9 protein-coding genes and 2 tRNA genes are annotated in these 12,746 nt (G+C 65.4%); 1 reads left to right on the top strand and 10 read right to left on the bottom strand.

Annotation, left to right across the window (positions count from 1 at the left end; translation table 11 throughout):
* The coding region (gene mmsA / locus ASN89_RS14250) for a CoA-acylating methylmalonate-semialdehyde dehydrogenase (RefSeq protein WP_058049705.1) at positions 1–995 on the top strand (995 nt) is incomplete at its 5' end.
* 22 nt (positions 996–1,017) lie between these two features.
* Here mmsA and ASN89_RS14245 read toward each other — a convergent pair.
* The 10 genes from ASN89_RS14245 to miaA form a co-directional block, all read right to left on the bottom strand.
* A complete protein-coding gene (locus ASN89_RS14245) occupies positions 1,018–2,586 on the bottom strand; it encodes a histidine-type phosphatase (protein WP_235501971.1) in 1,569 nt (522 codons plus the stop codon).
* Between the two features lie 89 nt (positions 2,587–2,675).
* Positions 2,676–4,289: a histidine-type phosphatase gene (locus ASN89_RS14240; protein ID WP_058049703.1), complete on the bottom strand. Its 1,614-nt coding sequence runs from the start codon at positions 4,287–4,289 to the stop codon at positions 2,676–2,678.
* Between the two features lie 80 nt (positions 4,290–4,369).
* The gene (locus ASN89_RS14235; protein ID WP_058049702.1) at positions 4,370–5,761 is read right to left on the bottom strand and encodes an alkaline phosphatase family protein; all 1,392 of its coding nucleotides are present in this window, start codon (positions 5,759–5,761) and stop codon (positions 4,370–4,372) included.
* A gap of 233 nt (positions 5,762–5,994) precedes the next feature.
* Positions 5,995–6,981 carry a LacI family DNA-binding transcriptional regulator gene (locus ASN89_RS14230; protein WP_321166341.1) on the bottom strand — a complete coding sequence of 329 codons (987 nt, stop codon included), beginning with the start codon at positions 6,979–6,981 and terminating at the stop codon, positions 5,995–5,997.
* A 176-nt stretch (positions 6,982–7,157) separates the two neighbouring features.
* The gene (locus ASN89_RS14225; RefSeq protein WP_058049700.1) at positions 7,158–9,632 is read right to left on the bottom strand and encodes a TonB-dependent siderophore receptor; all 2,475 of its coding nucleotides are present in this window, start codon (positions 9,630–9,632) and stop codon (positions 7,158–7,160) included.
* Positions 9,633–9,711: 79 nt separating this feature from the next.
* Positions 9,712–10,698 carry a FecR family protein gene (locus tag ASN89_RS14220; protein WP_058049699.1) on the bottom strand — a complete coding sequence of 329 codons (987 nt, stop codon included), beginning with the start codon at positions 10,696–10,698 and terminating at the stop codon, positions 9,712–9,714.
* Positions 10,695–11,222: a sigma-70 family RNA polymerase sigma factor gene (locus tag ASN89_RS14215; protein WP_046686188.1), complete on the bottom strand. Its 528-nt coding sequence runs from the start codon at positions 11,220–11,222 to the stop codon at positions 10,695–10,697. The genes ASN89_RS14220 and ASN89_RS14215 overlap by 4 nt, the downstream gene beginning before the upstream one ends.
* A gap of 182 nt (positions 11,223–11,404) precedes the next feature.
* Positions 11,405–11,481 (bottom strand) — tRNA-Met (locus tag ASN89_RS14210).
* Between the two features lie 59 nt (positions 11,482–11,540).
* A tRNA-Met gene (locus ASN89_RS14205) sits at positions 11,541–11,617 on the bottom strand.
* 91 nt (positions 11,618–11,708) lie between these two features.
* Positions 11,709–12,656 carry a tRNA (adenosine(37)-N6)-dimethylallyltransferase MiaA gene (gene miaA / locus ASN89_RS14200; protein ID WP_058049698.1) on the bottom strand — a complete coding sequence of 316 codons (948 nt, stop codon included), beginning with the start codon at positions 12,654–12,656 and terminating at the stop codon, positions 11,709–11,711.
* Positions 12,657–12,746: the final 90 nt, after the last annotated feature.

The following is a 12,746-nucleotide window of genomic DNA, read 5'->3' as shown; positions in this document are numbered from 1 at the left end:
GCAATACCTTTGTCTTGAAACCGTCCGAGCGCGATCCGTCGGCCAGCCTGCTGCTGGCGCAATTGCTGACGGAGGCGGGCTTGCCCGATGGCGTCTTCAATGTGCTGCAGGGAGATAAAGAGGCCGTCGATGGCTTGCTGCACCACCCGGACGTGCGCGCCGTCAGCTTTGTCGGCTCCACGCCGATTGCCGAGTACATTTATGCCACCGGCTGTGCGCAAGGCAAGCGCGTGCAGGCGCTCGGTGGCGCCAAAAACCACATGGTCGTCATGCCGGACGCGGATATCCCGCAAACCGTGGATGCCCTGATGGGCGCGGCGTTCGGTTCGGCCGGCGAGCGCTGCATGGCCATTTCCGTCGTGGTGGCGGTCGGCAATGTGGCGGACCAGCTGGTCGAAGCCTTGGTGCCGCGTATTGCCGCCCTGAAAATCACGCAGGGCATGGATTTACAAGCGGAAATGGGTCCGGTGGTCACGCAAGTGCACAAGGAGAAGATCGCCGGCTATATCGCCAAGGGTGTGGAAGAGGGCGCGAAACTCATCTGCGACGGGCGCGGTTTCGTGCTGCCTGGTCATGAACAAGGCTTCTTCCTTGGCGGCAGCCTGTTCGATCATGTGACGCCGGAGATGACGATCTACAAGGAGGAAATCTTCGGGCCCGTGCTGTGCATCGTGCGCGTGCCGGACTTTACGACGGCCTTGGACCTCGTCAACGCCCACGAATATGGCAACGGCACGGCGATCTACACGCGCGACGGCAACACGGCGCGCGAGTACACGCACAGGGTGCAGGTGGGCATGGTGGGTGTCAACGTGCCGATCCCCGTGCCGATGGCCTTCCACAGCTTCGGCGGCTGGAAGCGCAGCCTGTTCGGCGACCACCATGCGCACGGTCCGGAATCCGTGCGTTTCTACACGAAACAGAAGGCCGTCACCCAGCGCTGGCCGGCCTCGACGGCGGCAGGCGCCGAGTTTGCCATGCCGACCCTGAAGTAAGGCACCATGGCGGTGCGCTGCATCAGCGCGCCGCCACGTATCCGTAGCAGGTTTTCAGTTTTGCGTAGTCGTAAAAGACGCTGCCCGGCGCGATGCGGGCGCCGTCGCAGGCGGCCTGGAAATCGGTTTCCTTTTCGTTGTACAGCAGGCGCACGATCAGCTGTCCTTCTCCGTTGCGGTACACATCCCACTGCATATTGGCCGCCAGCGGCGAGACGCTCTGGCCGCGCCATCGAGGGCCGGCATGGCTGTCGCTGGCCGATGCCGGCAAGGGAGCCAGCGCTTCTTTCAAACTGAATGCCGAGGCGAGCGGAATGATCATCTCGGCGTGCGTGAAGCGCAGCTTGGCCGCGTGGCGCAAGTCGCCGCTGGCCAGTGCATCGACTTCCTTGAAAAAATCGTCGCGCAAGGCCAGCGCGAAGCGCCAGGTCACGCCTGCGCTGGTCGTGGTGCCCGGCCCTTTTTGGTAAAAATCCTCGTGGTCGGCGATATAGGCGTAGTAGCGCGCATCCTCGGCGGGCATGTAGCGGCTGAAATCGGCCGGCACTTCATGGCGCATGCCGGCGGCGATCGCATACAGCTCATACAGTTTCGTCGCGGCCGCATTCAGGCTGCGGATGACGGTCTTGCCGCTGCCCGTCATGGTGCGCGTGAGTTTCCCGTCCGCGCTGGTGAACGTGTAGCTGCCCGTGTCCGCATAGCTGGCGGCGCCGCGCTCAAGCTGGTCGAGAAAGGCGGGTGCAAACAGCCGTTCAAGCACGTGGCGTGCATGCGCGGCCGCTGCCGGCAGCCTGGCGGGGGCATCCATCAGCGCGTGCAGCTGCTTGGTTCTTTCATAGTACTGGTAGGCCTGGCTGGCGGCATACGTGACGTAATACGGGTTGGCGGGATCGGCGACAAGATCCGTCTGCGGCGCCAGCTTGTGCGCGTACAGCAGGAAGCGGTTGACGCCATCCGCTTGCGGTACCGCCATGCGTCCCTGCGGGTACGGCGCCGGGGCGGGCGGAAAGTACAACAAGGGAGCCAGGGCGGGCGCGTGCTCCAGCAGCGACTGCGTGAAAAAGCGTGCACTGTCGCGCGCGCGGTCCACGCCGGAATCGATGGTGACGAGCTGGCGCGGCGCCGTCGCCGCGTCCTGCCCCACTTGCGCAAACAGGGCGGGCAGGCGCGCCAGCATGCGCACGGCCAGTTGCCGGTGTTCCTCGATGCCCGTCTGCGACAGATTGCCGTAGCCGGGTTTCTCGATGCCGGCCACGCCATAACCAAGCAGCGCGTTGGCCTTCATCAGGGCCAGGATGTCGGGACCCAGTTCGCGTCCCAAAGGCATCAGCGCATCCTGCGCGGCGGCCTGCTGCCACATCGCATACAGGGCCGCGTCGCTCTTCATGCCAGTCAAGCCGCGCGAGCCGTGGCGCGCCACCAGTTGCGTGTAGATGGGCTGGAAGCCGGTTGGCGGCGCGGCATACGTGGCCGTATCCTGCTGCGGCGCATAGGGCGTCTTGGTCTGGTAATGGCCTTCGACGGCCAGGACGGGACTGGCGTGCAGGGACAGGGCCAGCAGCATGCTGGACAAAGGGAACGGTGGGGGCATGGCGATCCGCGGGTGACGTGATTGATTACCAGGCGTAGCCTAGCATCAAACGCCAGACAGGCGGGCACGGCTGCCCGCCTGCTCCGTACTTACTGCGCCACGTGGCCGTAGCAGGTCTTCAGTTTCGCATACACATAGAAATGGCTGCCGGCAGCGAAGCGGGCGCCATCGCAGGCGGCCTGGAAGTCCGTTTCCTTTTCGTTGTACAGCATTTTCACGAGCACATTGCCGCCGGCGTCGCGGTACACGTCCCACTGCATGTTGGCCGCCATCGGCGCCACGTACAGGCCGCGCCAGCTGCTGTTGTCATAGCTGTAGGTCTGCGCCGCCGGCAGCGCGCCGACGACGGTCTTCAGGCCCATGGCCGTGGCCAGCGGGATGATGGCTTCCGCATGCGTGAAGCGCAGCTTGGCGCCGTGCGACAGGTCGCCGCGCGCGATGGCGTCCACTTCCGTGAAAAAGTCGTCGCGCAGCGCGCGCACGTAATTCCAGGTGACGCCGGCGCTTTCCGTGGTGCCGGGGCCCTTGTTGTAAAAGTCCTGGTAGTCCTGCACGAAGGCCTGGTACTTGGCCGCGTCCGACGGCATGTACTGTACGAAGTCGGCTTTCACTTCGCTCGTCATGCCGGCCATGATGGCGTACAGGTTGTACAGCACCGAGGCGGCATCGGCCAGGCCCTTGATGGTGGTGCCGCCGTCACCCGTGACGGTGTTGGTGAACTTGCCGTCGTCGCTGGTGAAACTGTACGTGCCCGTATTGGCGAAGCGGTAGGTGTCGTTGTCGATCTTGTCGACGAAGGCCTTGCTGAACAGGCGTTCCAGCACTTCGCGGCCCAGGGTGCGCGCCGTGGCATCCGTGTCGATGGCTGTGTACTTGGCCAGGAAGGCGGGGCTTTCCAGGTAGGCCTGATAGGCCTGGCTATCCTGGTAAGTCGGGTAATGGCGGTCGAGGGCATCGGTGACGAGGTCCGTCTTCGGCACCAGCTTGTGCGCATACAGCAGGAAGCGGTTGGTGCCATTGGGCTGGACCACGGGCTTGCCGGCCGGGTAGCCGGCCGGCGCGGGCGGCAGGGTAATCAGCGGCGCGACGTTTGGTGCCGTGGCGGCCAGCGACTGCGCAAAATACGCGGCGCTGTCCTTGGCGCGGTCCACGCCGGAACTGATGGTGACGATCTGGCGCGGCGCGCTGGCGGCGTTCGCGCCCAGCTGCGTGAACAGGGCGGGCAGGCGCGCCAGCATGCGCACGGCCAGCTGCTTGTGCTCATTGATGCCCGTCTGCGACAGGTTGCCGTAGCCGGGCGCCGTGATGCCGTCCACGCCGTAGCCGAGCAGCGCGTTGGCCTTCATCAGTTTCAGGATGTCGGCGCCCAGCTTTTGCCCCAGCGGCGTGAGCGCATCGTCGGCGGCCGCCCGTTGCCAGACGTTGTAGAAGGCCGCATCGTATTTCATGCTCGACAGCCCACGCGAACCATGGCGCGCCACCAGTTCGGTAAACACGGGCGCGTAGCCGGCCGGCGCGGTTTCGTATGTGGCCGCGTCCTGCTGCGGCGTGTACGGCGTCTTGGTCTGGTAGTAGGTGGCGGGCGGTGGCGTGACGGGCGGCGTCACCGGCGGCGTCACGGGAGGGGCGGTGTCATCGCCGCCGCCACAGGCGGCCAGGGCGAGCATCAGGAGGGACAGGGGAAGATGGCGGGCATGCAGCATGGCGTTTCCTTTGGATGTGAGTTGCCCGGGCGCGCCGCGCAGGACGGCGCACCCAGGGCAGACAGGCAGGAGAATCGGTGTTACAGCTTGAGGGCTTTGGCCAGGCTGTTGGCGCGCGCATCGCGCTCGCTCAAGGGCGCCAGGCCATGGCGTTCCTCGATGAACTTCAGGATCGACACGGTTTCATACTCGGTATGGTCGATATGGCCGCCTTCGCTGAAGGGCGAGATGACCAGGGCGGGGATGCGCGTGGCCGGGCCGAAGCGGTCGCCTTTGGGCGGCGCCACGTGGTCCCAGAAACCGCCGTTTTCGTCGGTGGTGACGATGATGACGGTGTCCTTCCATTGCGGCCCTTCCATGATGGCGCCGATGATGGCCACGCCCTCGTCGTCGCCGGCCGCCACGCTCGATTTATCCATCCCCGGATGCATGTTCTTCTTGCCCATGGGCTTGTAGAACGAGACGGGCGGCAGCTTGCCCGCCTGGACGTCGGCGAGCATGTCGGAGCGGTCCTTCAGGTGCGTGGCGCGCTGCTGCGGGCTGTCGATGAAGCGCTTGAAGTAGGTGAACGGCTGGTGGTGATACGAGAAATCGTCGGCCTTCTTGCCCGACTTGGTCGAGGCGACGGCGATGTCGTAGCCGTCCGCATAATAGACCCACGAGATGCCCTTGTCCGTCAGGCGGTCGCCGATGGTGGGCATGGTTTGCGGCGGCAGGAACGTCTGCTTCTTGGTCGGGTCGAACAGCAGCGGGCCCTGCATGGTGTTGACGGCGTAGCCGTCCTGCGTCACTTCCGCCTCTTCGCCCTTCTTGTGGCCCGTGCCGCGCTCATCCTGGGCGACGATCGACTGGGGCGCGTTCGGGAACACGGGCGTGCAGGCGCAGGTCAGCCACATGTGGTTGAGGAAGGAGCCGCCATAGGCGGACTGGAAGAAACGGTCGGCCAAGGTGTAGCGCTGCGCCAGCGCCCACAGTTTGAGCTTGCTGCCGTCGAAATAGCCCATCGGCAAGGCGCCCGTATTGCCCTCGACGACGAAGCGGTCGTTCTTGCCGTCGTTGATCTGCCGCTTGTGTGTCCAGAACGCGTGCACGGGACTGGCCGTCTTGTCGCCCAGCGACACGCTCGGTTCCATGTGGAAGGGCGCGTTGGCGATGTCGGCCTTGAAGCGCGGGTCCAGGCCGCCCTTGTCAAGCGCCACGGCGGGCAGCATGGCATACGGCTTGCCATCGGGGCCGGTCTGCGTGGTGGTGTCGGGCGAACGGCCATTGGCGATGCCGTCGGCGCCGGGGAAAGTGCCGAACAGGTGGTCGAAGCTGCGATTTTCCATGTACACGACGACGATCTGGCCGATCTTCGCCAGCTTCGGATCGGCGGCGGCCGTACTGTGCTGCGTGCCGGCGGGCGTGGTGCAGGCCGCCAGGCCGATCGCCCCGATGCCGAGCAGGGCGGTTCTTAAAACGTGGTTCAACATAACAGTCTCCTTGATGACGCCTCCGTGGACGGGGCGCTTTTTGTAATGGTGTGGCCGGAACTGGCCTGTTTGAAGAAATTGCACACGTGTGCAGTACACGTGTGCAAACAGTAACCCGGATTTTTTTTGATGTCAACAAGTACAGGCGGGGGATGAAAAAGTGTGGAAAACGGGGAACGGTGGGCGGTGGCGGGCAGGCAGACGGCGTTGCGCCATCTGCCGTATTGCATCGTTTAGCGCGTGGTGCCGCGCCGAACCAGGGTGACGGGAACTTCCTTCAGGCGGCCCGGCATGGCAAATTTTTCCATGCGTTCGACGAGGCTCTTGACGGCGCGGCGCGCCAGTTCGCCCGCATCCTGGCGGATGGTGGTCAGCTGGTAGGCGTCCAGCGCGGCCATGGGAATGTCGTCGAAGCCGATCACCTGCAATTGCGCGGGCACGTCGATGCCATACTTGCTGCGCGCCGCGTCGATGAAGCCGCACGCGATCAGGTCGGTGGCGCAAAAGACGCCGTCGGGCAGCTTGCCCGAGGCGAGCAGGGCGTCGGCCGCTTCCTGGCCTGCCTGGTAGCCGATGGCGTCGGCCAGGTATTCGTCAGCCGTGCAGCGTTTCTTTGCCACCGCCGGCGCCAGGTGCTCGAGGAAGGCCTTGCCGCGCGCGATGCCGCTGAAACTGCTGGCGCGCGTGTTGACGAAGGCCAGCCGTCTGGCGCCGCTGTCGAGCAGGGTGCTGGCCGCCAGTTCGCCGCCGTTGCGGTTGTCGCTGTTGACCACGTCCACGCCTTTCAGGTCGCGCGCGCGGTTGATCATGGCCACCGGCACCTGCCGCTGCAGGTATTCCGTCGCCACGGCGGACGGCGGCGAGCCGGACGTCATGATGACGCCGGAAATCTTGTAGCTGAGGAGGATGCGCAGCAATTCGCTGAGTCGCTCTGGATCTTCCGCATTCATCAGCAGCGGCACCAGCGCATGTTCGCTCAGGCTGCGCGTGACTTCGCCCAGCAGGGCCACGCGGAACGGGTCCGTGAAGCCCGTGATGACGACGCCCACCAGGTTGCTTTGTCCCTGGTTCATGCTGCGCGCCAGGATGTTGACCTGGTAGCCCAGCGACTGCGCCGCTTCCATCACGCGGGCCCGCGTTTCGGGCGCCACGCTGGCGCCGGGCGTGAACGTGCGCGAGACGGCGGAGCGCGAGACGCCGGCCCGTTTGGCGACGTCCACCGAAGTGACCCAAGACTTGTCTTTTTGTTCCATTGACGGTGTAGATGAATGAGAGGCCGATGCACGATGCGGTGCGGCGCAACGCCGCGCCATCATCTTAGCCGAAAATCCCGGCCGCGGCGCGAACTGAATGTCGCGCCACGGCCCTCGCGCCGGCCCCCAGCCCTCCTATCCATCTACCACTTCGGCGTGTACTTCAGGGTCAGCTGCACGTTGCGCGGGTCGCCGAAGTGGTTATTGCCGCCCGTGTCGTTATACGACGGGATCACGTAGCGCTTGTCGAACAGGTTGTTGACGTTGACGGCCAGCGACAGCTGCGGCGTGGCTTGCCAGGCCAGGCGCGCGTTCCACAGCGAGAAGCCGGCCACGTCGAACGAGCGGCCGAAGTCCAGCGTGTGGCTTTGCATGTTCACGCCAGCGCCGACGCTGAACTTGCTCCACTCGCCGGGCAGGGTATAGCCGGACCACAGGCGCAACATGTGCTTCGGCGTCCACGTCGAGAAGACCTCGCCCTTGTTGTCCGGGTCGTCGAGGTAGGTCGTCGTCGTGTAGGCATAGCCGGCCGAGAGCTGCAGGCCGCGCGCTACTTCGCCGGACACTTCCGCTTCCAGGCCCTGGCTGCGCACCTTGCCCGAGGCGCGCGAGCAGTACCAGCCGTCGCAGGCGAAACCGGCGGCGTAATCGTTGACGGCGCGGTCCTTGTGCTCGTAGCGGAAGACGGCCAGCGAGGTATTGACTTTGCCGTCCAGCAGTTCGCCCTTGATACCGGCTTCATAGCTGTCGCCCGTGATCGGTTTCAGGACCTGGCCCGCCGCGTTGCGGTTCGTCTGCGGCTGGAACACGCCCGCATAGCTGGCGTAGGTGGACCATTGCGGCGTCAGCGCATACATCAGGGCCACCGATGGCGTGAACTTGGCCGTGACACGGGTGGTGTCCGCCGTGCCACCCTGGGGGGCATACTCGAAGTCATACCAGCTGAAACGCCCGCCCAGCAAGGCTTTCAGGTGACTGGTCAGCTGGCCGTTCCAGGTGCCGTACAGGCCTTTCTGGCGCATGTCGTAGGTGCTGCTGGAGCTCACGCCGCGCGCGGCGATGGTGTCGAAGTCCTGCCATGGGCGGTGGTGGTCGATATTGAAGATCTGCGCGCCCTGCGTCCAGGCGCGCGCATAGCGGTCGTCGGAATGGAACTTCACATAGCTGGCGCCCATGACGACTTCCTGCGCGATGCCCAGGCCATCGAATTTGCCGCGCACGAAGGCGTCGATGCCGCGCTTCTGGTTCTTGAAATCGGTGGAGAAGTCGCCGTACATGGAACCGCTGCCATCGGCCTTGATGGTGCCGGCCATGCGCTGGTGGGTCGAATTGGTGCGTTCATTGACGCCCAGCGCGGCCGTCTTGAAGGTCCACCGGCTGTTGAAGTGGTGCTCGAGGTCCAGGTTGACGGTGGTCTGTTCCACCTTGCTGCGGTTCCAGTCGGCGCCCGTATAGGTCGAGCGTGGCAATCCCAGCTCGCTGCCGTCGGCGTAGCGCGCCAGGCCGATGAACATCGGGCGGCCGCGCCCGTTGACGTTGCTCACGGCCAGGCCCACGGTGGTGGCGGGGCCGAGGTCGTAGTCGAGCGCCGCATACACGGTGCGGTTCTTGCTCCAGACCTGGTCGATGAAGGAATGGCTGTCGTCTTCATCGACGATGGCGCGTCCGCGCAGGCTGCCTTCCGCATTCAGCGGCGTGCTGACGTCGAGCTGCGCGCCGTAATGGTCCCACGAACCGGCGCGGCCCGTGAGCGCGACCTGGCGCGTGGCCAGCGGGCGCTTGCGCACCAGGTTGACGGAGCCGCCCGGGCTACCCGTGCCTTCGAGCAGGCTCGATGCCCCGCGCAGCACTTCCAGGCGGTCGTAGATGACCATGTTTTCCTGGCCCCAGTTCCCCAGTGCATAGGTGTTGCGGTCGATCGGCACGCCGTCGTACTGCCACTGGTCGATCTGGAAGCCGCGCGAAGTGATCACCACGCCCGGGCCCACGCCATGCACGCCGACCACGCCGGTGACGTTGTTGACGGCTTCGCGCAAGTCCGTGATGCCCTGGTCGTCCAGGCGCTGGCGCGTCAGCACGCTGACCGATTGCGGCATGTCCTTCATCGCTTGCTCGCCCTTGCCGAGGGTGATCTTGCGCGCCGTGTAGGAGCCGCTGCCTTCCGTGGTGGCGCCTTGCTCGGCCTGGCCGACGATGGTAATCGAAGGCATGGTGCGCTCGGCCGCCGAAGCGGCGCTTGCCGCTGCCGTGGAGGCGGACGCCGGTGCGGCCACCAGCACGTAGCCGGTGGCGGTCTTGCCGATGGCGTAGCCGCTGCCGCGCAGCAGCACTGCAAAGCCGTCGTCGATGGCATAGCTGCCCTGCAGGCCGGCCGTCTGCAGTCCCTGCACCTTGGCCGAATCGATGACGATGGACACGCCCGCCTGCTGCGCATAGCGGTTCAGGGCGCCGGCCAGCGGACCGGCGGGGATGGCGTGGCTGGCGGCAGCCGGCACGGTCTGGGCGACTGCCTGGGCGTGCAGGCCGGCGCTGGCCAGTAGCAGGGCGGCCAGGGCCAGTGGGCGCGAGCGCGTGCGCAGGGTGTGCGTGGATGAAAGGGCAACGACTTGAGCGTACATGGTGACAGCCTTTTTTGATTGATCTCAGCTGCCTTGACGCACGAGATGCGCAAAGTGGAACCGTGAATGCAAAAAATATTTACTTTTTGGCGGGGGCGTCCACCATCACCAGGTAGCGCGTCAGCATGCGGATGCGCAGCTGGGGGAAATTGTCTATCAGCAGCTGCAGCGCCTTGTCCGTGTCGTCCAGCGGCAGCACGGCCGCCACGCGGATGCCAGCGATCTGCATCCGGTCGTAATGCAGCTGGCCGGGGCGGTGGCGCGCCAGCTCGTCGAGCACGTCGGCCAGCGGCAAGTCGTCGACCACCAGCTGGTGCGCACGCCACGCTTCCTGCACGCTGGCCGCATCGATGCTTGTCAGTGGCCCGACGCCATCGCGCGTGATGCGCGTGCGCTGGCCTGCCTGCACCACGACGGCCGGATGTTGCGGCACCTGCGCCGATACTGTCGATTCGAGCATGCTCAAGATGGTGCCATCGTCCTCCCTGCGCACGGCAAAACGCGTGCCCAGCGCACGGATCGCCGCCTGCTTGCTGTCGACGATGAAGGGGCGCTGCGCGTCCTTGGCCACGTCGACGAGAATGTCGCCACGCACCAGTTCCACATGCCGCTCGCCCGCATTGAAGCGCACGTTGACGGCGCTGTGGCTGCCCAGGGTAATCTGGCTGCCGTCGGCCAGGGTGTGCGCCTGCCATTGTCCCGTGGGGCTGCGTAGGTCGGCCAGCAGGTAGGCGGGGCGCTCGCCGAGGACCAGCGCGCCGGTCAGCACCAGCACGGCCACGGCGCTGGCGGCGGCCAGCTGGCGCAGACGCTGGCGCTTGGGCGCGATGGCGGCCAGGGCGGCGCGTGCGGGGCGATGGTCGCCGCCGGCCGGTTCGCGCACGGCATTCAATTGACGCAGCAGGTTTTCCATGTCGGCGGCCACTGTCGCGTGCAGCGGATCGGCCGCCTTCCACGCAGCGAAGCCGGCTCGCGCCATGTCGCGTTCTGCCAGGTCGTCCGCGCTCAGCTGCACGATCCAGCGGGCGGCCTGCTCGGCGGCGATATCGGTGCGCGTGCCGCTCATGCCGCCATGGCCGGGCAGGCGTGGCGGCAGGCCAGCAAGGCTTGCACCAGGTATTTTTGCACCATGCGCGTGGAGACGTTCAGCTGCGCGGCGACGGCGGCCTGCGGCTGTTCTTCCAGGTAGTGCAGCAAAAAGGCGTCGCGCGCCTTGGCCGGCAAGCCGTCCAGCGCCGTGGCGATCTGCCCGAGCGCCTGCACGGCCATCAGGATCTCCTCCGGCGAGGGTGCGCCGGGCAGGCTGTCGGCCAGCAGGGCCAGTTCCGCCAGGTAGCTGCGTTCGAGTACTTGCCGGCGCGCGCGGTCGAGCAGCAAGCGTTTCGCCGTCGTCGACAGATAGGCGCGCGGCTCGCGCATGCCGAACAGGGCGTCGCGCGAGGCGATGATGCGTAAAAAGGTGTCTTGCGCCACGTCGGCCGCGCCATGCGGGCAGCTGAGTTTCTTGCGCAGCCAGCCGACCAGCCAGCCGTGATGCTCGCTGTAAAGCGTGTGCACTTGCTGTTGCAGGCTGGGCTGGATGGCGGACATGGGTGATGAATAATATAAATGAGAATTATTCTCATTGTAAGCGGCAGAGGCGGCTTGCCACAATCCCCGATTGCATGGGGAGGGGACAGTGTTGCGCGCAGGCCGCATGCGCGCTGATGGCGGAAATGAAAAAACCCGCCGCTGCACGGGGCAGGGGCGGGTTCATCAATGCTGCAAATTCTTGGTGGTGATAGGTGGACTTGAACCACCGACCCCAGCATTATGAATGCTGTGCTCTAACCAACTGAGCTATATCACCAAACAGACCGGTCAGACCGGATGCTCGTTTTGACCAGGGGAAACCTGATCGATGTTCTTTGGTGGTGATAGGTGGACTTGAACCACCGACCCCAGCATTATGAATGCTGTGCTCTAACCAACTGAGCTATATCACCCAACAGCCGAGCATTATCCAGTCTTCCCATTTCCTTGTCAATGCTGGCGCAAAAAAATGTGCGGATTTTTCACGCGCCGGTACAGGCGTGACTATTTCAATAACGGCTGGATCTGTGCCAGCATGGACGAGGCCGGATCGGCGCCCAGGCAATCGATGACGATGCGTTCCGGCATCGAACGCAGCCAGGTCAGCTGTCGCTTGGCCAGCTGGCGCGTGGCGATGATGCCCGTCTCGCGCAAGGCGGCGCGGTCGATGCGGCCATCGAGGTAGTCCCAGGCCTGGCGGTAGCCCACGCAGCGCATCGAGGGCAGGCCCGGGTGCAGGTCGCCGCGCCGGCGCAGCCCATCCACTTCATCGAGCAAGGCGTCGTCTTTCAGCATCAGGTCGAAACGCGTGGCGATGCGCGCGTGCAGCACGGCGCGGTCCGACGGTTCCAGCGCGAACGATTGCAACCGGAACGGCAGCACGGTCTTTTCGCGGCGGTCCAGCAGGGCCGACATGGGCTGGCCGGACAGGGCGATGATTTCCAGCGCGCGGCCGATGCGCTGCGCGTCCTGCGGCGCCAGGCGCGCGGCCGTGACAGGGTCTTGCTGCGCCAGGCGCGCATGCATGGCGGGCCAGCCGATGGCGGCCGCATCTTCTTCCAGCTGGGCGCGCAGCACGGGATCGGCGCCGGGCAGATCGTCGAGGCCATCGGCCAGGCCTTTAAAATACAACATGGTGCCGCCGACGAGCAGCGGCAGCTTGCCGCGTGCCGAAATTTCGCTCACCAGGCGCAGGGTATCGTTGCGGAACTGCGCCACGGAATAGGCGTCGAGCGGGTCGATGATGTCGATCAGATGATGCGGTACCTGGGCCAGTTCTTCCTTCGACGGCTTGGCCGTGCCGATGTCCATGCCGCGGTAGACGAGGGCGGAATCGACGGAGATGATCTCGGACGGAATCGCTTGCGCGATGGCCAGCGCACTGGCCGTCTTGCCGCTGGCCGTGGGGCCCATGATGGCGACGGCCAGGGGGAGGGAGGAGATGTTTTGCATGTTGACTCGTGTAAAGTGATGCGTAGGTCGGATTAGCGCAAGCGTAATCCGACGTGATGCCGCCGCTGCAGTGTCGGATTACGCTGCGCT

It is taken from the genome of Janthinobacterium sp. Ant5-2-1, assembly GCF_001445815.1.
Lineage (GTDB): Bacteria > Pseudomonadota > Gammaproteobacteria > Burkholderiales > Burkholderiaceae_D > Janthinobacterium > Janthinobacterium lividum_E.
This window is presented reverse-complemented; position numbering and strand designations above follow the sequence as displayed.